Genomic DNA, 22,708 nt, shown 5'->3' with positions numbered 1-22,708 from the left:
CCTTATAATTAATAATTGAAGTTTTCCACTATATTTTTAACAACTATATTTTTAACAGTAATATCCAATTAAGATTTAGCATAAAAGCTAAATTTACCGTAAAAAGCAAAAGGATAAAAAGGACAATAAACAAATCAATAACATTGTAATTGTAATTGCAATTGTTATAACTTATGAATCTAAATTTATTATAGTATATTTAATTTGATTTTGCAAGTGCTTTTTTACTCGTAAATTGAAATTTTTTCATAATTATTAAAATAAGCCCGCATTTACGGTACATTTTCACTTAATTTATTTTCTTCTCCTCATTAACTTTTCTTGCTTCTCTTCTAATTATTCTAACCTCAGTTAATTAAAAGTAATAATCTGCTAAAGTCTTCGTAAATTTAAAAAGCCCAACAAGTCAAACTTGCTTAACTCTTCGTAAATTTAGAAATTACACTTAAAATTGCTTTACCTTTCGTAAAATCTAATCATAAAAAATAAGATCAGGAGACTATCCCCTGATCACAAATTTACATAATTAACTAATTTACCTATAAAAAAAGTCCTCGACTTTCTCGTCAAGGACTTTTACAAGAATCAAAACTTACTCTTCTTTTTTACCAAAGCCACGTAAGCCAATAACCTGTACATATTCACGATCACCGTCAATTGTACGCACCAGTTTATAAGTAGTTCCATTTTCAGGAGCTATATTCTCTGGAGCCGCAATTATTAACTGCATTTGTTGGCGTTGACATAATTCAAAGAGCGTTGCTATAGATTTAGAATCTAAACGAGCAGCCTCGTCAAGGAATAAGAGACGACATGGTAAGAGGTCTTTGGCACGAATACGTTTAGATTCTTCTTCCCAAGATTGTACCACCATAAGAAGAATTGACATCCCCGTACCTATAGCTTCACCTGTAGATAAAGCACCAGATTCTGCTTTTAACCAACCATCTGAACCACGGAATACTTCAATTCCTAAATCTATATAGTTACGATAATCAAGTAACTCTTCACCGATAGTTTGATAGTTACGTGTCCCCACCTCAAAATCAACATTGAGGCGTTGATATAAACGAGCTAGAGCCTCGGTAAAACTAATTTCACTATTTTCAAATAGATCTGCGTACTTATTAGTTGTATCTCGTAAAGCATTTAAAAGTAAAGCATGACTTTCACGACAAGTTGCCGTTAAACGCACCGATTTAACCTGCCCAAAGCTCATATTTTGTAGGCCTTGGTTTAATTGCCAAATACGGTTTTGTTCACGCTGAATAGTCTTATCTAAAATTGAAGCCACATCTGCTGCCGAAATACCTAGAGATTTTTCCCGTTCAGCAAGTTTACTACTTAACATATCTAATTGAATTTCCATTTGTTCAATAGCTTCAATTGGATCGTTAGTAGTTAGAACATCTTGACGAATACGTTCTCTTAAGTGTTGATACACGGCAATAAAGAACTCTACTTTTAAGTGAGGACGACGTGAATCTTCCGAAGCTTTTAAAGAGTCGCGTAAATACTCATTATCACTAATTAAAGTACGTAACACCCCTAAAGCACGGTCAGATTTAGAGCGTAACTCACTATTTGCTAAAGAAAGAAAATCTGGGTTATATAAACGTGTAGCTACTTGATGCTCGGCTGCCAAACGTTGCGATAACTGCCATTTTTCTTTGCTATCAATTACACTTGTGCGTAAGAGCTTGAACTCTCTTTGCGCTTTGTCAATTTGCTCAGAGAGACCTTGTAAGCGTTCGAGATTGTTTTGGTATTCGTTTTTAGCGTTTACCATTTGTTCTTTAACTTGCTCTACTTGATTTAATAATTGCGTAGCCTTAGCTTTGGCAGCATCAACAGCAGCTTGGTTTACATTAGTTCCAGTTTGGTTGAGGTCTTTACCTAATTGGTTGAGACTATTTTCGGCAGCTCCTAATTCAGCTTGGGCTTTAAACACTTGCTGACGGGCTTGCTCGTGTTGCGCTACTGCCTGTTTTAGTTGCTCTTTGTCTTCACCCCAAGTAGCTTCAAGAGTAGCTAATTGTGCTCTTAGGCTATCTGCCAGTTCATCACCTTGAAGTTCACCTAGATCTTTATAATCAAAGTGTTGTTGACGATTTGCTACTTCAAGAGCCAAGTGTTGTAAATTAGTTAAAACGCGACGTTGCTCTTTAACCTGCTCAAGTTGAGCACTTAGATCTTGTCCTTCGTCCACTTGGTACTGTAATAAAGCATAATCAGCTTCTAAAGTTTCTAAGACTTCACCATATTGCTGAATGTATCTTTTTGCTTCTTTAGCTTGATTTAACTCATTACGTACTCTTTGATAGTCATCTTCGAGGCTTGCCTCTGGAGCGGTAAACACATTAATTAAGCGATTTAAGATGCTATTTTTGCGTGTAAAATCGCTAATTTGGGCATTGTAACTCTCTAAATTGCGTAGCAGACTGTTAATTTCACGTTCGAGAGCATTTACTTGACGCGTTAATTGGTTAATTTGCTCTTCAGGATTTGCTCTAAAGGCTACATCAAAGTACTGGGCAATAAACGAAGTTAAGCTTTCAGCAAGAGCCTTATTAACAAAATGTTCACGCTCAATTTCGTTCAGTTGATAAAGTACATCTTTGAGTTCGTCTTTAGCTTGCTCTAAAAACTTCTCTCGAGCTGCTCGCCCAAAAGTAGTCATTTCCTGAATAGTCGAGTAACGAATTTGGTTTTGGTTAATGCGTACTACTACTGATTTTTCATCGAGAAGCGTACTATCAAACATACTTTCATTAAAGTCATTAAAGTCTGCTTCAATTAAGTAGAGGTCTGAAGGTAAGTCTTTTAACTGACTTAACTTAGCTTCAATATCAGTAAAACTTGGCACTACAATCGCATCACGAGCAGGACCATATAATGCCGAGTAATAGTTAGCATCTTCGAGGCTAATATCATCATAAATTTCTGATAATAACACCCCGTTGAGATCTTGAGCTATATATTGTAACTGCTGATCTACGCCCATACCTTGTTTTTCAACTTGATAAATTCGCTCTTGGAGCTGATCTCGTTGTTTTTCTAGGTTTTGTACTTGTAGACCTTGGCTGTTACTAATGCCCAGATAATAATCTAAAGCTTGACGTGCTTGTTGAGCATTGCTAATTGGTTGCTCAAGTTTAGCATTAATTTTACTTAACTCTTCTTGAGCTTTTAAGTAAGGTACACGTTGCTGTTGTAATAAGTTAAGCTGATTTTGCCCTACCCCTAGTTGAGCTTGTAAAGCCCCTAGCGTATCTTTTACTTCATTACGCTGCTCATCAACTTGAGCAAAAGCTTCCTGGTTAGCCGCAAAGTAATCCATTAACTCTTGACGTGAACTAAAGCTCTCTCCAAGTTGTTGCTGTAATTGCATTACTTGGTTACTACTTGCTTGCACTTGTTCACGGCGAGCATGTAAGCTATTAAACTCACTTTCGAGTTGGTTACTACGTTCGGCTAGGTTGCGTTTAATAATTGCCCCCTTCACCAAACTTTGCGCTAAAGCATAAGCTTGTTTTGGGGCAACTTCGCGTCCAGCTAGTTTAGTTAAAGCCTGTTGCACCTTAGCTCGTTTTTCTCCTGAACTTTGGCTAACTTTTTGTGCCATATCCAGTTCATAATAGTTTTGGTTAACTTGAGCTAAGGCTGGAGCAAATTTTTCACTAAGAGCAACTACTTGCTCTAAAGCTAAAGTTTGTTCGCCATAAACTTGTAAGCTAGCATCTAGCTGAGCATAAGCTTGCGTATAGGCAGTGTTAAACTCATTTAGTTTACCTACGGCCTGCTTATATTGCACTTGACGGGTCGCTTGCTGGTCTAAAGCCGCTTGAGTGTCACTTAACTGACGACGTAAGTTGTCAATTTGACTTTCTTGGCTCAGAATCTTATCGCTAATTTCTTCCCGAGCTATAGCCAAGTCTTCGGCACGTACTTGAGCAATTTCTGCCTCTTCGCGTAAAGTATTTACACGTACTAAAGCTTCATCATATTGCTGTTGTAAACGAAATGCCGAAACTAATAAACTGTGATACTCATTAGCTTGCTCATACTGGCTTAACAGCTGTTGGTAGTTCTCTTGGTACTGACTTTGCTGTAACTCAAAAGCTTGCACACTAGTAGTTAAGCCTTGGTATTTAGTTTGGAGCTGTTGTTTTTGTTTACGAGCCGCCAGAAGTTGTTCAACTTGTTCTTTACGCTGATTGTGCTGATAAACATAATCGGCAGCTACATAGTCTACGGCTGCATCAACTAATGCTCGGAAAAGATTACGATCACTGCGGGTTTGCTCAATTTTATTTAACGTAATACGGTTTTCTAAAATTGCCGCTTCCATGTCTTGGAAAGCACGTTTTACGCTCGTATTTTCTGGTAGTAAATACTCACGTAAAGATTTGGTGATCGTAGAAGAAATACCCCCATACAGCGAAGCTTCGATAAGACGGTAAAAACGAGATCTATCTTGAGGCGTACGTAAACGCTTAGGTAAGAAACCATAATCAAACATTTGGGCATGGTAATCGCCTAAAGAGTGATAGGTTTTTAACACTAAACCTTGTTGCTCACAAACTTCTTTTAAGTCATTGAGAGGAATGATTTTGGCACGATTTTGCCCTAACTGCTGTAAAAAGAGTTGGGTTACATCTTGCCCTTGTAAGCCCATAATGGAAAAGAGCTTAAGGTCTACTTTTTTATCTCGCCCTGCAACCTGCTGTAATCTTACCCCAAAGAGTAAAATTTCTCCACGCGAGTTTTCACATTCAAGAGCAGCGTAACATACGCCACTTTTTAATTTTCCGTGTAAACCGCGATCACGCGAACTCGAGGTCGAACCCGCTTCGGTAGTATTACGGAAATGTAATAAACTTAGATCTGGAATTAAAGCTGTAATAAAGGCAGCCATGGTTGTTGACTTACCAGCCCCGTTCCCCCCAGAAAGAGTGGTAACTAGATCATCAAGATCATACTTTCTGGCAAAAAAACCATTCCAGTTCATCATGATTAAGGATTTAAACTTTCCTCGTTTTAGCATTTTGCTACCTATCTTTCTTATTTATTTTTGGCAAAGGATGGATTATCACCGTAGAGATCATCGAAGCTGTCGTCTTCGTCATCGAAGTCATCTTCATCTTCGTCGTCGAAATCGTCTTCATCTTCGTCGTCAAAGTCGTCTTCATCTTCATCTTCGAAGTCGTCTTCATCTTCGTCATCAAAGTCGTCTTCATCTTCGAAGTCGTCTTCATCTTCATCGTCAAAGTCATCTTCGTCTTCATCGTCGAAGTCGTCTTGATCTTCATCATCAAAGTCGTCTTCGTCTTGATCATCGAAGTTGTCTTGATCTTCCTCATCAAAATCTTGATCTTCTTGCTCTTCTGGAGCATGAGCCTCTAAGTCTTGATTCTCGGCAAGGCTTGCAGATTCTTCTTGTTCTTGCTCTTGGGCAGAGTCAAGTTCTTGCTCAGGAGTTTGAGAGTCTTGACTTGCCTCAGCCTCTTCTTTTGCTTTTTGAGCTTGGGCTGCTAGTTTTAAAGACTCAGGGGTAACAGCCTCGCCAGAACGAATAAGTTTTTCTTGGGCTTGGCTTGCGTCCTCACCTGTTCTCACTTCAGCACCAAAACGAAACACGGCATTACGAATTAAAAAACGATCTCGACTTTTATCCTTGCCTAAAAAGCTAATCATGCCAATTCGAGCTAAACGATTTAAAGCCGAACGTAATTTTTCAAAGAGTTTAACTTTATCTAAATCCGAACCTGTAGAACGAGGGTTAATAATTTTTACCAGGCGTTCAACTTCTACTAAAGAGACAAGTTCATCATATACTTCTTGGGCTGAGAAAATTCCTTGTTGTGCTAAACGTTCAGGAGAAAGATATAGCAAGCAAAGAATTTTTCCTGCTAACATTTCTAATTCACTAAGTTGAGAGCTCGCAATAATGCTTGTACTCTTAGTACGTAAGTAATAAAAGTCTTCTGGAGCATGAATTAACTCCACATTATAGCGACGATAAAAGTTATCGAGTTCATTAAAGTAGTCATGACAAAAACTGTGTTTTTCCATGTCTTCACTACAAATGTGTTTCCCTGCTCGCAGTTGCGTATCTAGTTCAGGAAACAAAGGACTACTTAATGCTTCAATTAACTTACTTGATAAGTTATTCATATACGCCAAATCCTCAAGCTGGGTAACGATTAATCACATGAGCCTGCACTTGGGCATGTTGCTCATTAACATCTTGCCATAGAGCCTGTACTCCCGCTAATTCATCAGCTGATACGCCCAAGCGCATTGCTTGTTCAACAAAAATTCGGGCTACATCAAAATGAATTGCTAAAGGGTTATCGCGAAGAATATTTCGCAGAATAAAGGCCACGTCTAAAGGTTCTTGTTTTTGTTTGAATGGAGTTAACACCATTTGCATTGCCTGAGCAATTTGCTCTTGAATATTGTCGTAAGACTCATAGGTCAATGCCTCCGGAATTTCCCCAATCTCTTCCCCTTCAACTAGGTCTTGGGCTTCTACACGCATATCGAGAATCCGCTCTTGCTCAACATAAGTAAGGAAAAACGGTTGCTGTAAATATTCACTTACCGAACGACGTAAGCGGGTTGAGAATACACGGTTTTTATCGAGGTCAATGGTATTACGAATAAATTTATGAATGTGACGATCAAAGCCGATCCATAAATCTATACTTTGTTGTCCCCAAGAAATAATCCGGTCGAGCTTGGTTTGTAAATGGCCAATAAGTTCGTTTATTTGGGCAAAAATAGCTTCGAGGTCAATTAGATCCTCGGCTGTATATTCAGTTTGATAAGCTTCAACTAAAGCTAAAAGTTCGACATTATCACGGAACAGAGTATTTTTTAACTCAGGTTCGTTTTGCAGAATAGCTAAAGTATTTAATGCCTCTATATGATGGTTTACGGCATAGTAAATAGTAATTAATTGAGCTTGGAGCTTATCACCTGCCGAACTTAAAGTATCTTGCAGTTCTCGGAGCGTATCTCCAGTTGAGGCTAATAAGTCTTTACACTTATCTATAGCAGCTGCCCAGTTTTGCGAGAGAAGTTCGGAAATTTGTTGTTTAATTTGGTGTTGATCTTCATCAAGCTCACGCTGACGATAGTCAATTAAATCAAAAATCTCGGCAACTGAGTAACGTAAAGGAGCATAGACATTAGTACGCCAAAAAGAATAGTCTCCTCTTTGGGTACAAACTTGCGTAATTTCATTCATCTCCTTGGCAACCATAGATAATTGCACGCTCAAGCCCACTTGGGAAAATTCTTTTTGCCTAATATAGTTATCGGCAATACCTATAGCTAAAGGCGAAAGACGATAAATCGAAGATTGGTTGGCAACATCAGGGTCTTCTGCAAAGTCGAGACTAAAACGATTAAGGAGCTTTTGCGTCACCATATCGTTAATAATTTTATTTGCCCTAGCTGCCGAAGTAGCTTCGGTTAAATCTGAAGCATTTTGGTTTTGTTGGGCTAGTACTTGCCGATAGAGGTCAATAAGAATTTCTTCTGACAACTCGCTCGTGCTCGTACGCTGAAAGGTATGGATCGCGAGTAAAAAACCTATACGATCACTTGAAAGGTTTATTGAAAACCCATTATTGTTCACCCACTCTAAAAGATCATTGAGGTGAAAATTAGCTTGTGAGCTTTCCATAAATATTCCAAATCTAGTTAGTGCAACTAGGCTCTTAGCCTAGCATAAGAGTATAACTTTTATATTATATCTTTTTTATGCCACAGCGGGGAAAAAATCCCGAAATTAGACACAAAAAAGGCTCAAAGTTACCTTTGAGCGGGAAATTATTTTTGTTGCCCTAAACGTAACACTGCTTGACTAGCTAAATTGTTACCGAGTTGAGCTGATTTTTGATAGTGGCTTTTAGCTTGGTTAAGGTTACGGCTCACGCCTTGACCATACTCGTAAGCTCGTCCTACATAGTATAAAGCTACAGCGTCGTTACCCTTGGCAGCTGCCGAAAAATAATTAAATGATTTAGTTAAATTACGAGTCACCCCTTGGCCATTTAAGTACATTAAGCCAAGGTAGCGTTTTGCTCCAATAGAACCTTGTTTACTCGCACGGAAAAAATAAGTGCGGGCGGTCATGTAATCTTTGGCATTGTAAGCTTTTACGCCTAGATTATAGTCATTTTTTGTTTGGTTGGTGCTCGTTGGTGCTTGAGCTGGTTGATTTGTCTGTGTCTGAGCCTTTGCTTGACTACTCCAAGAAATTGTTTGCTTTTGGTTGTTGCTACTAATACTGTAAGTATTAGCCTGAGCGTTACTAAAAGCTACTAGACCAAAACAGAAGAGAAGAAAAATACGCATACTTGTCTAATAAAATATTCATTGTCCTTATTTAAAGTTATAACGGCAAAGAGAGAAATTTCAAACAAAAAAAACTAACTTATTTGGCTATAAGTTAGTTTTGGGCGTATAAAATGAAAATTAAATTGTTACTTAAAACAATTTAATTAGATTCGATTGAATAAGATCTATTAGTTTGTTGGCGCAAACTATGCATATTTCCTGTATGAGTCGATTTAAGTTGGCGCTTAAAGCGAGAGGGATATGCTAGACCATGGTATGAAATCTAAAATTCTGTTATCCAAATTTAAATTTCTTATAACTTATTTGGCGACAACTATATGTAAATGTAAATGCAAATTCTGTTGGCGCAAAATTTGCGGAGAGTACTTAGCTACACGAAGAGGCGGTATCGAATAACTAATTCTTATCTTTACTTTTGGCGTGATAAAGATAATTACTCATTGCCAGCAAATAAGGTATAAGGCAATTATTTTAATGAGGACGTAAACTTTGACAAATAATTTTGTTAAAAGTTTTACAAAATTTTAATTAATTTCTTAACTTGTTGTTTTTTAAGATTAAAAATTTAGTATTTTTTTAACCACCAAAGAAAAAATATTAAATAAATAATTAAATTAATTTAATTTTTTTAATTTAGTAGCTACGCACACAGAGTGTGAAAACAGAAAAACCGCTTAAGTTAATAAGTGGTTTTATTTTTTAGGAATAAAAACTAAAAAATAATATAAACTCAATATTAATTATTTTTACACTTACTTAGACAAATCTAATTTCAAAAAGTCGTCTAAAATTTTACATTTTTTTTGACTTTTTTCTTAATCAGTTGAAATTTAAGTAAACTTTTTTGTAAATTTTTAGCAATTTTTTTGACCAACTTGCCTAATTTAGGCAATTTTTTACTAAAAAAATTAATTAAATAATTTATTTTTTTATTTTTCTTTGCCTAATTTAAAAGGAAAAATAATTAATCTTTTTTACTCATTTACTTAGACAATAAATAAAAGCAAAAGTTTCTAATTTTATCGAGTTTTTGTTAAATATTTTTCTAAATTACTCTTTTTTAAGGAATATTTTTTATTTATTTTTATCTATTCTTATTAATTTTTTTTAGTTAGTTGGGTTTATTTGCCTATTTAAGGCAGTTTTTTTAATTACTTTATTAAGTTAGGGGAAAGTGTTTAATTGGCTTTTTAAGTTAAGGTGGGGTATTTATTTAACTTTTTAAGTTAAGATCTGCTATTTATTTGAAATATTAACCAATCACTAATTTAAGTAATTAACCGTAATAAATTTTTTTATCAGCCTGGTAAAGGTTTAATGCTTTATTTAGTTCTTTCAAATGCTTAATCTTTTTTTCTTGGGCTATATTTTTATATTTGCTTTTTTTAACTGCATTTTTTTCTTTTGCCAATTAATTTAATTATTTTTTACCCTATTTTTCTCTTATTTTCCTGTACTAAAAAACAGCAAGTTAGACAATTTTTTGGAAAAATAATTTGCATTTTAGTTTTTGGGGTCTATAACTTAAGTAAACCAAAGCTAGTAAGAACAGATTTAAATTTAAAGTAGCCCTTTAAATAAAAAGTCTTAAATACTTTTTCTGTTCTAAGAATTAATTATGAATTTCGCCATAATTCATAATGCTAAGGTAAAGTTTTTTCATATTTAATATTTAATCTAATTTTAATCTATTTATTTCGTTTTAATCGAATCTTCACTCCTCTTAGTAAGCTTACTAAGAGGATTTTTTGTTTCTTTTTTAGCCAAAACGCAAACCAAGGTCATAAAAGGATCAAAATCACCCCTAAAATGTTAGTTGTCTTTAAAAATAAGGCATGTTTTTTAAGCTTTTCCTATCATTTGATAGATTAGAGGGGTTTTTGTAGAGAAATCAGAGGGCTTATTTTGAGGGGTAGATTCAAAAATAAGAAAAAGCAACGAGAATCGCTAGTTTTTTAACCAAGAAAATTTGATCACTTTTTTTCAGGAACAAAGTTAACTAACATTTAGGCAATTTTGCTAACTTGAAGCAAAATAACAAAAATCACCTATTTTTGCTAAATACGTGAATTTTTTGCTTTTTTGCATTTGGCTAAAAAAATGCATTTCTTGCGAACATATCGAGGGTTTTCCCTTCTATTAGCCAGGGCAATTTTTGTCGTTTCTGTTATAAACTAACATTTATTTTCTTTTTTAGCTTTGCCGATCAATAAATTCCTAAATTTTATTATTTTGCTCATTTTAGCTCCTTTCTAAACTTACAAAACTCCCGAATCTTCCGCACCTTAGCAACTTTATTGTTTACTATAACTTATACTTAAATTTTTGATTTTAAAGCAAATATTTTTTTGCCAAATTTAGCCCTTATTTGAAAAAACTATCATTTGATAGCTAAAACTTGCTGTTTTCACCCTCTCTAATACCATTTTCTATCAAAAGTACCAAATTACCTACTTTTTATAGAGTTAATATAGTCTTTTAAATATGACTAATATAAAATATAAGTATAAAGTTAAGCATGAATGTTTAAGATAATCTTAGCTTTACTTCTTTTATAGAAGTTAATTTAAATTCAATTATCTTTCACTATTAGATTGGCGTCTAAGAAAGATAAATGAAAGTTCTTAAACTTTATAACCTGCTAGGCAACATCTTTTGGAGAGAATAGGTTGGCTTAGCAAGAAGATCGCATTATTTGGCGTATACTACTTGGCGGTATTATACGATCCCCCTTAAAAATAATGGGCAACGTTCTTCTTCGTTATAAATAATGATATATAGAGGCGTAATATGAAATTATCATTTAAAACTCTTTCAACTTTATTTGCAGTTGTAGTAGCTGGATTCTTTGCAACCGCTCCTGCAAACGCAGCTTGTACTCCTGCTGGGTCAAGTACTACTTACACAGCAAGTGCAACTTGTACTACTGTAAGTAAATGTGAAGCTAACACATGTACTGCAGTATGTAATAATGGCAATTGCACAGCCGTTAAAACCTGTGAAAGAGCAAAAAGTGCAACCTCTTGTACTAAGGGCAAAGGTGCAAGAACTTGTGAAGGTACTAATTGTGTAGCAAGCTGCACAACTGGTAACCGTGCGGCAACTTGTGAAGGTAGTAAATGTGCAACAAACTGCACAACTGGCAATTGTGCTAAAGGCAAAGGCACAAAAACTTGCACTACTGGCAACTGTGCAACCACTACCTGCAATAGTGCTAATGGCACAAACGGCAATTGTGCTACTGGCAAACGTTGCAACACTGGAAGTTGGACAAACACTTGTGCAACCTCTAGCTCTACTGATAAAGCAAAAGTAGTAGCTACTTGCCGTAGAAACTAATATAGATTTTAGACTAACCCCAAGCTTTGCTTGGGGTTCTTTTATTATTTCTTGTATAATATTCGCATGATAACAGTTTATATTGACGGAGCTTGTCGTAGTAATCCAGGACGCGGAGGCTATGCCTTTGCTGTATATAAAGACAATAAGCTCTTTGCCCAAAAAGCCAAAGGCTTTGCTTTAACTACTAATAACCGCATGGAAATAAGTGCTTTTCTTTATGCCATGTTCTATTTACATAAAGAAAAACTTATTCAGCGTGGTGATACTATTTTATTTAAAACCGATTCGAACTATTTAAAAGATTCCATGACCAAATGGATCAAAAGTTGGGAGAAAATAAACTTTCTTGATAAAAAGAATCCTGATCTTTTTAGACGTTGTAATGTTTATCGCTACCACTTTAACATTCAATGGGAAAAGGTTCCTGCTCACTCGGGCGTAGCTGGTAATGAGCTTGTTGACCAACTGGCAACCCAAGCTGCTGATCAACCTGCTGAATTACTTTTCCATGATTTTATTTATGAACTTGAAAATCCAAAAGCATCCGCTAAATTAAAAAATATCCCCCTCAATCTAGCTGCTGCCAAAAAAGCAGCTGCCTTTACTTATCTTGAGGCAAAAGAGAGCCCAGAAGCTAACCCTGACCCTAACCTTGATCAACTCCAGGCTCTCGAACAACAACTTAATCTTTTACTCGCAGAACTGGCTGCTAGCTTTAAAGCTAATGCCGTGCCTAAAAAACTCCGGAAGAGCAAAGGAGTTACGCAAAAGCGCTTAAAAGAGATAAACAAAGAAATCCTACAAATCTTTGCGCAAGAAAAAGAACTTGTAGAGAAAGAATAGGAGAAATCAGAGCATGCAAGTAGAAGTTATTTCTGCTCTCTCAGATAATTATATTTACGTTATAAAAGTCGACGACCAAGCTATAGTTGTTGATATAGGCGAATATAAGATTTTACGTACCTACTTAAAAGAAAATAATATTCGCCAAGTCCATCTTTTAATTACCCATAAACATGATGATCATGTGGCTGGACTCCAAGCTCTGTTTGCCGATTACCCGCAAACCCAAGTTTATACTAGTGAACAAATTTTTGCGGCAATTAGATGGCAAGTGCCTCAAGAAGCACGCCAGTATCTGCAAGATGAGCAAGAGTTTACTGTAGCTGGCTTAAACTTTACAGCCTTAGCTACTCCAGGACATACTGATTATCATCTCTGCTTTAGTACAGGCAACCTCCTCTTTACTGGTGATCTGCTCTTTAGTGCAGGGTGCGGTAAGGTTATGCCTGACGGCAGTTATGAACAACTTTACTCTTCGATTGTTAAAGTTAAAGAGTTTATTGGGCAAGTCGACTTCTGGTTATTCCCAGGACACGAGTATACTTTAAGTAATATAGCTTTTGCTCGTTCGCTTGAACAAGCCCAACTCGAAGCTCCTTTAGCTAAACTTGAAGAGCAAACTCGTCAAGCTTTTGCCCAAAATCGTGGTAATAGTCCTGTGCTTTATAGCCAAGAAAAACTATATAATCCTTTTTTACAAGCAAAAGATCTCAATCAATTTACTAAATTACGTCAAGCAAAAGATCAATTCGGGAGTAGTTACGCACAAGCAAAAAAGCGTCAAGCAGCCGTTAAAATCTTACAACAAGTAAACGATTAGGCTGCCAACTCTCAACCTTGATCTCTAATGTCTATGAAACTTTCTCTACCCCTTTGTTTTTTAGCTTTATTAGCCCTGCCAAGCTGGGCTGATGAGGCTAATGATTCTTTGGATGATTTAATTCAACAAAGCCAAAACGCCTCGGCACAATATGCCTCAAGTACGGCAATAAGCCAGCTCACTCTCCCTAACCTCGATTGGACAGGCGGTAGAGTAGGTAACTTTAATCCTCAAGCCTACTTACCAGGAGCTTTAGTGGGCGTTTATGCTGTTGACTTAACAAATAATCGCGTGGTTTTAAGTTACAATGCCAATCTCAATTTTAAGCCCGCTTCTACCAATAAAGTAATTACTGCTTTATTAACGGCATTAACTTTTGATTTTAATTCGCGTTTATATACCAATGCTTACTTAAATGGCTCGAATCTTACTTTAGAGTTTACAGGTGACCCTAGCTTTAATTTGGCAAGTGTAAATAATCTCATTAGCCAATTAAAAGGCAATGGAGTAACGCAAATTAATACCTTAACCATTAATACAGGAAAATACACCGGACACAACCGTCCACAAGGCTGGGTGTGGAATGGTAATTCTATGTGTTATAGTTCAGAAAACTCAGCTGCTCAGTATAACTACAACTGTATTACGGGCACTCTAGATACCAGTAAAGCTGTAGGCACTATTGCCCCAATGAAAAACGTGTCTAATGCTAATGTAATTAGCATTAACTCCCAAGTTCGGATAGTTTCGCGTAACCAAAGCACAAGCTGTGAATTAAACTACTCGAATCCACAAAATACTAGCTTTACTCTTACAGGCTGTAGTAGCCAAAGTCGTGATGGTATCTGGATGTATTTTGCAGTTCCTAATGGCGATCTTTTTACAGGCAATGTAATTCGTCAAGCTTTAACTAATGCGGGTATTAAAGTTAGTAACCTCAAATTCGAGCAAACTTTAATTAGTAGTGATCGCACCCCAAGTTTTAGTATTCCTAGTGCAACTATAGGTGATTTAGTTAAAACCATGTTAACTAAATCAGAAAACCACATTGCCGAGCAACTTTATCGTAATATAGCTCTCAAGCGTACAGGGCAACCTGTATCCTATACTTTAGCTAATCAAGTAAACAGTCAACTGCTTACTTCTTTAGGACTCGAAGTTGATCCTAGTATTTATGATGGCTCAGGGCTCTCTTATTACAATAATGTAACTCCAGTGCAAATGACAAAAATCATGAGTGCTATTTATACTAATAACGCCTCATTAAGCAACCTTTTAACCCTTTTTCCGCAACAAAACGAAGGTACTCTAGCCTTACGTACTAGCTATAAAAACTATAGCTTAATCGGCAAAACAGGCTCATTAAATGGGGTAAGTAATTTTACAGGGATCCTTACAACCAGCAAAGGTCACAAAATTGCCTTTACTTACTTTATTAATAATCTGGTAAGTAATAATGCGCATTTAGTTAATTTTGAAAATCAACTACTTGAATTTTTAAATAAACAATAAAAAAAGCTAAAGCTCAGGGAACTCCCTGAGCTTTAGCTTTTTCTCTTGCTAGTAGATTTGTATAGGTTTTTGTCTTTTGGTTTTTATTTTGCTTTTGGGTTTTATTTTGCTTTTGGGTTTTATTTTGTATTTGGCTTTGTCTTTTGCTTTGCTTTTTGTCTTTTGTTTTGTATTTTTGCTTTTTATTTTGTTTTTGGGTATTTATTTTGCTTTTGGGTTTTTAATTTGTTTTTTGTCTTTTTACTACGCAAAAAACCAGCTAAATTAGCTGGTTTATGTTTTTAAGATTTTATTAGACAGGATATTAATATGAAAAAAAATATAAACAAACCCCTATTGTTAGGTTTTGTAAGGTGAAAAAATCTGTCGAGAGTATTTGAGGAGCAATTAAGCTCCTCAAATCACTATGAAAAAAATCTGTTTTGCTTCTAGAGAGCCATTACTCGTGCCTCTAGAAAAAAATCAATTCCTATAAATAAAACTATGCAAACTATTCAGTAAATCTACTGAACCCCCGCCTCTACATCCTTTATTATCAGTTAGCCAACTTCTGATTCTCTCAATCTCAATCTCGAGAAGTAAAAGCCTTGTCCTCTAACATTGACTGGTAGTCACTACGAGCTGCTGCTAAAGTAAGAATAACTGTAAGGGTACAGACTTGTTAGCATAAAGGGGATAAAATTATTTTCTCTTAGAACCCTTTAGCCTGAGATAAATTTTGCATGTATTCCTCCTGTTGCCAAAATGTTAAACTTGTTACGATGAAGAATTTTTCATATGTTGGCATCTCTCCTTATTTTTAAATTTAGCGTATTAAAAAAATAAAGAACTAATATAAGTTTATACTCCTATAAAACTTATAAAAATTTAAAAAATAACTTAAGATTGTTGCAGGAAAAGAAATAAAAAATGAGGTAGAAAAAAGTACAAACTTTCTTGCCTTATAAATGTTTGCAAAGGAAAATATAAAAGAAAAAAAGGCAAGAGGAATAATACTTTTTTTCGCGTAATTTTTTATTTCCTTAGGTATAGTTTTATAGTAGCATGTATAATTATTCAGATCAACACTTTTTTAAAAGATTTTCTTAAGTAATTGATAAACAGGAAATAAAAAGGCAAATTTTTAATTTTTGCCTAATTTTAGGCAGTTTTTTTAAGGGAGATTAAATTACTTGCCTAAACTAGGAGAGTTTTATAAAGGGCTAATTTTTATTCCCCTATAAAGAAGTAAAGAATTAGCTTTTTTTACTCCCACAAAGAAGAAAATCTTTTCCTAAAAGTTTTTTGGAAAATGATTTTTTAGAGCAATTTTTTGCACTTTTTTTTGGCGTGATTTTTTTTGAGGGATAGATTTAGGGATTTTGCGACGTTGAGGTTTTGGTTTTGCAAGGTTGTAGTTTGGCTTTTTGGAATTTTAGAGTATAACTTTTGGGATATTATTTTGCTAAAACTCTCACCCTCAAAAAATTTTGCTAAAGCAAAAAGCGAGATTAAACATCAACCCCGCTTTTATTTACTAAGCGTTTTTATTTTCTTCTTTCAAGAACAGAAAGATTAAACCAAGACCTAGTATGACTTCTAACATTTTCTTGCGTAAGATACTCAGACGTAGGTAAAGTATAGGTAAAACCTAAATCAAAGTTAGAAATATTTTTCTCTAAAGCAATTAATGACTTAGATAATTCGGTTTGATTATGTGGTCTAACTTCTCTTGCACTTGCCATAATACCTAAAAGAGCAAGGCTTTTGATTACCTCAGGATCTTTTTGACTAAGCTCCCAAATCACGTTAGCATATCGACAAGTTGGATGGTCCCCATAATTATATATGTCTAATTCAGACATTTTGTCACATACTTTAGCAAACTCAATAAATCTATCAATACTAGGATCTTGACGATAACTATTAGAAGTAAGAATAAACTCTTTATTTAACTCACCAAAATAACTTTTACTAATAATATCGAGAAAATGTCTGCTAGTTACATACGTTGGACTTACAAGCCTACTATTGGTACTTTGATAAGTACCTTGAGTACCATTCCTCACGGATACCATAGCTTTAGAAAACTCGGGAGAAAGTTTAGCATACTTTGCTTCTAGGCCTCTAGTAGAATTGTTTTCGTAATAATCATAACCATAGTATAGAGCTACACCTGTAGCCCCTAAAGCACAAAGTGATAAAAGTACATGTTTTCGAGACATAATTGTTATTGTTTTTTTAGTTTTAAGAAAAACTTTTTGTTGAGAAATGAATTTACCTTTTGCAGAACTAAATTAACCTTCGTTAGGCAAAAGCAATGGCTTTATTATTTCATATTATACACATCTTAGTTGTATCTAGAGATAGTTATTTAAAAGTAGAAAATAACTACATTTTTCAGAAACTTCAATATAAAATGGTTTCTCTTAAGAAAAAAATCTCGTTATAATAAAGTTAAAAAAGTGATGTATTTATAATAATATTCTCAATTTCTCAACTTAAAAAATATCCTTATAGGAGAACAATCATGTTTCGTAAAAGCCTTATCACTACCTGTCTTGCTCTCTTAAGCCTAGGTGCAACTACTGCACCAAGCTTCGCAAATTCTAGTTATAACACCGCCAGAGACGAAATTATTAAACATGCGAAAAATACTATTAGTAATATACAAAATACTTATTATGGCGTAGAAATGAATGCAGCTGATTTTGTTTACACTGTAGGGGTACATTTCTTTGCAGACCTTAATAGTAATTTTTCTTATAATCCAAGTAATTCTTATTATGAGCAAGATCCTCGCGTGACCTTATTTCTAAAAGTTGCCGCAGGTTGTGTGCCTAAGAGTAATAATCTTGCAGTTTTGTCTCTAGAGTTGAAAAGCGAGGCATATTCTGGATGTAAAGAGATCTTTACTATTTATGATGTTTTTCAAAGAAATCCGCAATACTTGCAAACTATGGCTTTGGAAAGTACATTTATGCTTATAAATATGAAAGTAAATGAAAATATGGCTCTAAGTAATAAAGAGAACCTGCTTAGACAAAATCCTGAAAACATAAGAACTAATTTTACGATAGCCTACCCTGAAGTTGAGTACTACTATGATCGTGCTATTCACTTCTATAAGGAATTTTATATTCGCATTGTAAACTAGGTTTACTAGTTACTTTTCTTTAGCTTTAATTTTGCTAAGTAAGCTTGAAGCTACTAAAATAACTAGCCCTCAGCACTTGAAGAGGGCTAATTTTGTTTGAAAAAATTTTATCATAAGCATAAAAAAGACGCCCCTAGGGCGCCTTTTTTTACTTTACAGAAATAAATTATTATTCTGCTTGCATTACTTGGTTTTGTAACCAACGCGTCATTAAAGATACTGGACGACCAGTAGCTAAGTGGTATTTACCTGAAACCCAAGCTGTACCAGCTACATCTAAGTGAGCCCAGTCGTAATCTTTAGTAAAGTAGCTTAAGAAAGCTGCTGCTGTTGAAGCCCCACCAAAACGACTACCTGCGTTAGTTAAATCTGCATGGTTACCACGCATGTCTGCACGGAAGTCATCGTCTAGAGGTAAATGCCAACCACGGTCATCAACATATTCACCCGCTTCTACTAATTCACGAGCAAACTCATCTCTTGTAGAGAATACACCCGTAATACGGCTACCTAAAGCAACCATACATGCCCCAGTTAAAGTAGCAATATCAATTACTTTTAATGGGTTAAAACGAGCTACATAAGTTAAAGCATCACATAATACTAAACGACCTTCAGCATCAGTATTGTTTACTTCTACTGTTAAACCGTTCATAGATTTTAGAATATCACCTGGACGGTATGAAGTGCTAGAAATTAAGTTTTCACAGCCAGCTACAACCCCAACTAAGTTAATTGGTAAGTTTAATTCCGCTACTGCTTTAACTAAACCTAATACCGAAGCTGCCCCACACATGTCGTATTTCATTTCTTCCATACTTGCAGCTGGTTTTAAAGAATAACCACCTGTATCAAAAGTCATTCCTTTACCTACAAACACATATGGACGTTGGTTGCTATCTGGAGCACCGTTGTATTTTACTACTGTCATGTATGGACGGTTAGAAGAACCCTTACCTACAGCAAGGTAGCAACCCATGCCTAAAGCTTCAAGAGCGTTTTCATCAAGAACTTCGGTAGTAATATTGTCGTAATCACGAGCTAGTTTTTCCCCTTGATCAGCAAGATAGCGAGGAGTACAGATATTACCAGGTAGGTTACCTAAGTCACGAGCTAATTTAACCCCAGCAGAAATGCAACGTGCATCAGCTAAACCTGCTTCAAAGGCAGCAGCGTGTTCTGGAGTTACGTAGAAGTGATAAGATTTAACTCCTGTACAGCAAGAGCAGTTGTCCGCGTGACCTTCTTCAGGTTTATCTAAAGTCAGGAAGCGTTTGAATTTGTAACGACTAAAGTTAATCGCTTCAACAAATACTAAAGCAGTGTGGTAAGGTGCATCACTTGCTTCAGCCGTAGTTAATAAGTCTTCTGGTAATAGTAAAGTTAATGACGAAGCTTTAACTTCAACTAATTTTTTTACTAATTTATCAGCAACTTTTTTTAATGCTTTAGCTGTTAATTTGTGCTCAGCATCGTATTTACCTACACCGGCAACTATAACACGGGTAAAACCAGTTAAACCAGCTACAGAGTAGAAGTGAGAAACTTCACCTGTAGAGCCTTTGAAGTTATCTAATACTAGTAAACGTTCAACGTCAGCTACAGTATCAGCATTTAAGTCGTTTGTTCTTACAAGTTTTCCTTCAGTGTTGGCAAATAAAACTAAAGTGTCTTCTTTACCATGTTGAAGTGTATGGACAACATTAAAAAGCATGCTATTTCCTTTTTTTGTTATGCGAAAGTTAATCTTTATTTAGCCCAACCTTAGTGAGCCAAATCTACCTAATATTATACCGCTATTTTGCTTTGCGAACAAAAGCAATTCTTGCTTATACCCTTTATATCTTAATGCAAAAATAATTTTCTGTCAGCAAGATTTTTAGGCAAAGGAAAAATTAGCAAAATTAAACTACTCAAAAGAGGCTCTAAAAAATCTAACCTAAAAAACAAAAGACCAGAAGAAAAAAATTCTTCTGGTCTTAAAAATAACCTATTCTTGTTCTTGATCTTGTTCCTGATCCTTGTCTTTACGACGACGCCAAAAACGACGTTTTTGCTGAGGTTCTTGGTTTTCATGCTCGGCATAGTTTTGCACGAGATCAACAAGTTCAGGAGATGTCTTAGCTTGATAAGTTCCTTTTGCCTCTTCTTGGGCTACCATTTTTGGTTCTGGGTGAATGGTAATTAAAGCATCTGGGAAAATAGCTAATAAAGTAGTTTCAATTTCATCACAAATGTCATGGGCTTGACGTAAGAGAATATTATTGTCTAGCTCTAGATGAAATTGAATGTATTTGGTATTAGCAGCTTGACGTGTCCGCAGTTCATGTACGCCTAAAACTTGAGGATGCTTGTTTATGGTTAGCTCAATTAACTGCAGATCTTCGCTAGGTAGTACCTTGTCAGTTAAGCCATCTACGGCAGTTTTTATCATTTGATAAACGGAAACTAACATGTAAATACCAATAATTATGGCGAGTATTAAATCCACTTTAGCATAACCATAGTGAGCAAAAACAATTGCCACAGCTACCGAAGCGTTCATTAAGCAGTCCATTTTATAGTGGGCTTGGTCCACTTTTATCATTTCCGAACCAGTGATCCTAATGATTCGCTGTTGGTAAGCTACGAGGATTGCGGTCATAATAATGGAAATAATAAGAATTATTACCGAAAGGGTGGTTTTTTCAATAGGGACAGGGGTAGAAAAACGGTTAATAGCACTAACAATTAGCATTACCGCTAAAGTACCTATAAAAATACTTTGCCCTAAAATACCAAAGTACTCTAATTTACCATGCCCAAAAGTATGATCATCATCGGCAGGTTTTAAAGCTTTACGTAAAATAATTAAGTTAATTACACTACAAGCTACGTCAAATACTGAGTCCATTAACGAAGCATAGAGTGAAATCGAGTTACTCATAATTACGACGGTAAGCTTGATAACTATCAGCGTCAACGCAGTACAAATGGCTGCAATTGAAGCTCGACTTACCGTACGTTTATACTCTTCAGGAGATAAAACTGTCATAAGATCTTTTCCAAAACAGCAAAATATTTTTTACAGATATTTACCACAATATCTCAGAAAAATACTTTGCTAAGTCACTAAAATATCGTGCAAAATAATAATTGTTATGTGTTTTTTATTATAACTTTTTGCAAGACAAACAAAGGGAAAATTATAGCAAAGAAAAAATAGCAAGCAAGAAAATTTAAAAAATCAGCTTATTTTAAAGCAAATAAAATGACAATCACTTACAACTGCTAAAAATAAAGGCGAGCAACTAAAAAAACACTAATACACTAAAGATAAACTAATAGAAGTGTAAGAGTGAGAGTAAGTGTAAAAGCAAGAGCACAAACAAGAGTAAAAGCAAAAACCACACTTATTAAAAAAAGTCTAGTTTGAACTTAATTCAAACTAGACTCGAATAACAAACACTCTATTTAATTCATATTATTTAACTTTACTTTTCATCGCGATAAAAAGTAAATAATTTGTCTGTAGACTCTTCTGGGTTAAAGTAGTAACCACCTACATTGAACTCTTTTAATTGTTCAATTTTAGTTACTTTGTTTTCGACAATCCAACGAGCAAACTCACCACGGCTACGTTTAGCAATTACAGAAATTACTTTGTAAACACCATTTTTTTGCTCTTTGAATTGAATTTCGATCACAGGGGCTTTAACCTGAGCAAAATCCACAGCTCCAGCATACTCTTTAGAAGCTAGGTTCACAATTACTTCAATATTTTCAGCTGCAATACGAGCATTTAAATAATCAAGTAATGGAGTATGCCAAAATTGGTATAGATTCTTACAAGTTGGAGAAGTTGCAAGAGACTTGCCCATTTCTAGACGATATTCTTTAATAAAGTCTAGAGGACGTACTGGGCCATATAAACCACTTAAGTAAAGAACATGCTCATCCGCATACTTTAATTGGCTTTGTGATAAAGTAAAAGCATCAAAATGCTTATTTACATCACCCCAAAAACTAAAAGCAGCTGGTTTTGCATTTGCTTCGTTTAATTCTTTTGTCCAAGATTTATAACGCTCAAAGTTAGTTTGAGCAATCTTTTCACTTACATCTAACAGTTCTTCTAACTGATTTTGATTTAATTCTTTTAAATTAGAAATTAGTTTATCTGTTAGTGAGTCATAATATTCAGGAGCACGTACTGGAAACTTATGTGGTACGCTTAACTTTGTATTAAAAGTTTTTGCTGGAGATAAAAGCACTAACATTTTAAAATCCTTAAAAATTCATATAAGTCTGGTTAATCTTTTTTACAAGTATATTATACCATAAAATTTGCCATTGTGAAAAATTTTATTGATCGGTTTTAATGATCAATAAAATTTATATTTTTAAATTTATTCTCATCTTAAAGAGCTATTAGTTGCAAAATTGTTTTTAGTTTTTTTGAGATTTGCTTAAGTTTTACTGTTTCTTTTTGTTTTACTTTAGGCTTTGCTTTAAGGCTTGTCTCAAGCTCAAAGGAAAAGCAAGAAAAGAGATAAAGGCAAAAAGAACAAATGCAAAAAACAAGAAAGTAAAATTAAGGAAAACGAGAGATAGGTAAAAGCAAAAAAAGGAAAAGTAAAGGAAAAGTAAAGGAAAAGTAAAGAAAAAGTAAAGAAAAAGTAAAGAAAAAGTAAAGGAAAAGTAAA

Annotated in this window: 12 protein-coding genes and 1 pseudogene; 5 read left to right on the top strand and 8 right to left on the bottom strand. The window is 34.9% G+C overall.

Translation table 11 applies throughout. From position 1 onward, the window contains the following. Positions 1–592: 592 nt before the first annotated feature. From mukB to CJP74_RS01705, 4 genes and pseudogenes are all read right to left on the bottom strand, one after another. Positions 593–5,047 (bottom strand): chromosome partition protein MukB, encoded by a 4,455-nt coding sequence (gene mukB / locus CJP74_RS01720; RefSeq protein ID WP_119496554.1) that lies wholly within the window; start codon positions 5,045–5,047, stop codon positions 593–595. Positions 5,048–5,445: 398 nt separating this feature from the next. Further along, a pseudogene (gene mukE, locus CJP74_RS08225) lies at positions 5,446–6,207 on the bottom strand (chromosome partition protein MukE); the annotation flags it as partial. Further along, positions 6,191–7,696 (bottom strand): condensin subunit MukF, encoded by a 1,506-nt coding sequence (locus CJP74_RS01710; RefSeq protein ID WP_119496552.1) that lies wholly within the window; start codon positions 7,694–7,696, stop codon positions 6,191–6,193. The gene CJP74_RS01710 and the pseudogene mukE, both read right to left, overlap by 17 nt. Before the next feature lie 146 nt (positions 7,697–7,842). Beyond that, positions 7,843–8,370, bottom strand: coding sequence for a tetratricopeptide repeat protein (locus CJP74_RS01705; RefSeq protein ID WP_119496551.1), 528 nt, complete (start codon positions 8,368–8,370; stop codon positions 7,843–7,845). A 2,793-nt stretch (positions 8,371–11,163) separates the two neighbouring features. Here CJP74_RS01705 and CJP74_RS01700 point away from each other — a divergent pair. From CJP74_RS01700 to dacB, 4 genes are all read left to right on the top strand, one after another. Further along, positions 11,164–11,712, top strand: coding sequence for a hypothetical protein (locus tag CJP74_RS01700; protein ID WP_119496550.1), 549 nt, complete (start codon positions 11,164–11,166; stop codon positions 11,710–11,712). Positions 11,713–11,778: 66 nt separating this feature from the next. Next, a complete protein-coding gene (locus CJP74_RS01695; protein ID WP_119496549.1) occupies positions 11,779–12,558 on the top strand; it encodes a ribonuclease HI in 780 nt (259 codons plus the stop codon). A 13-nt stretch (positions 12,559–12,571) separates the two neighbouring features. Continuing rightward, on the top strand, positions 12,572–13,378 hold the full coding sequence (locus CJP74_RS01690) for a hydroxyacylglutathione hydrolase family protein (RefSeq protein ID WP_119496548.1): 807 nt from the start codon (positions 12,572–12,574) through the stop codon (positions 13,376–13,378). A 27-nt stretch (positions 13,379–13,405) separates the two neighbouring features. Next, positions 13,406–14,890 (top strand): D-alanyl-D-alanine carboxypeptidase/D-alanyl-D-alanine endopeptidase, encoded by a 1,485-nt coding sequence (dacB, locus tag CJP74_RS01685; protein ID WP_119496547.1) that lies wholly within the window; start codon positions 13,406–13,408, stop codon positions 14,888–14,890. A gap of 1,526 nt (positions 14,891–16,416) precedes the next feature. Here the strand turns inward: dacB and CJP74_RS01680 are convergent. After that, positions 16,417–17,094 (bottom strand): hypothetical protein, encoded by a 678-nt coding sequence (locus CJP74_RS01680; protein WP_119496546.1) that lies wholly within the window; start codon positions 17,092–17,094, stop codon positions 16,417–16,419. Between the two features lie 305 nt (positions 17,095–17,399). Here CJP74_RS01680 and CJP74_RS01675 point away from each other — a divergent pair, with 305 nt between their 5' ends. Then, entirely contained in the window at positions 17,400–18,026 is a 627-nt protein-coding gene (locus CJP74_RS01675) for a hypothetical protein (protein ID WP_119496545.1), read from the top strand. 169 nt (positions 18,027–18,195) lie between these two features. On the opposite strand, the gene CJP74_RS01670 is transcribed toward CJP74_RS01675, so the two are convergent. The 3 genes from CJP74_RS01670 to yaaA form a co-directional block, all read right to left on the bottom strand. Continuing rightward, a complete protein-coding gene (locus CJP74_RS01670; RefSeq protein ID WP_119496544.1) occupies positions 18,196–19,740 on the bottom strand; it encodes a leucyl aminopeptidase in 1,545 nt (514 codons plus the stop codon). Between the two features lie 276 nt (positions 19,741–20,016). Beyond that, positions 20,017–21,060 (bottom strand): cation diffusion facilitator family transporter, encoded by a 1,044-nt coding sequence (locus tag CJP74_RS01665; protein ID WP_119496543.1) that lies wholly within the window; start codon positions 21,058–21,060, stop codon positions 20,017–20,019. Between the two features lie 439 nt (positions 21,061–21,499). After that, the gene (gene yaaA / locus CJP74_RS01660; protein ID WP_119496542.1) at positions 21,500–22,282 is read right to left on the bottom strand and encodes a peroxide stress protein YaaA; all 783 of its coding nucleotides are present in this window, start codon (positions 22,280–22,282) and stop codon (positions 21,500–21,502) included. Between the last annotated feature and the right edge of the window lie 426 nt (positions 22,283–22,708).

Origin of the sequence: Psittacicella melopsittaci, from assembly GCF_003585925.1 — a bacterium.
Classification (GTDB): Bacteria; Pseudomonadota; Gammaproteobacteria; order Enterobacterales; family Psittacicellaceae; genus Psittacicella; species Psittacicella melopsittaci.
This window is presented reverse-complemented; position numbering and strand designations above follow the sequence as displayed.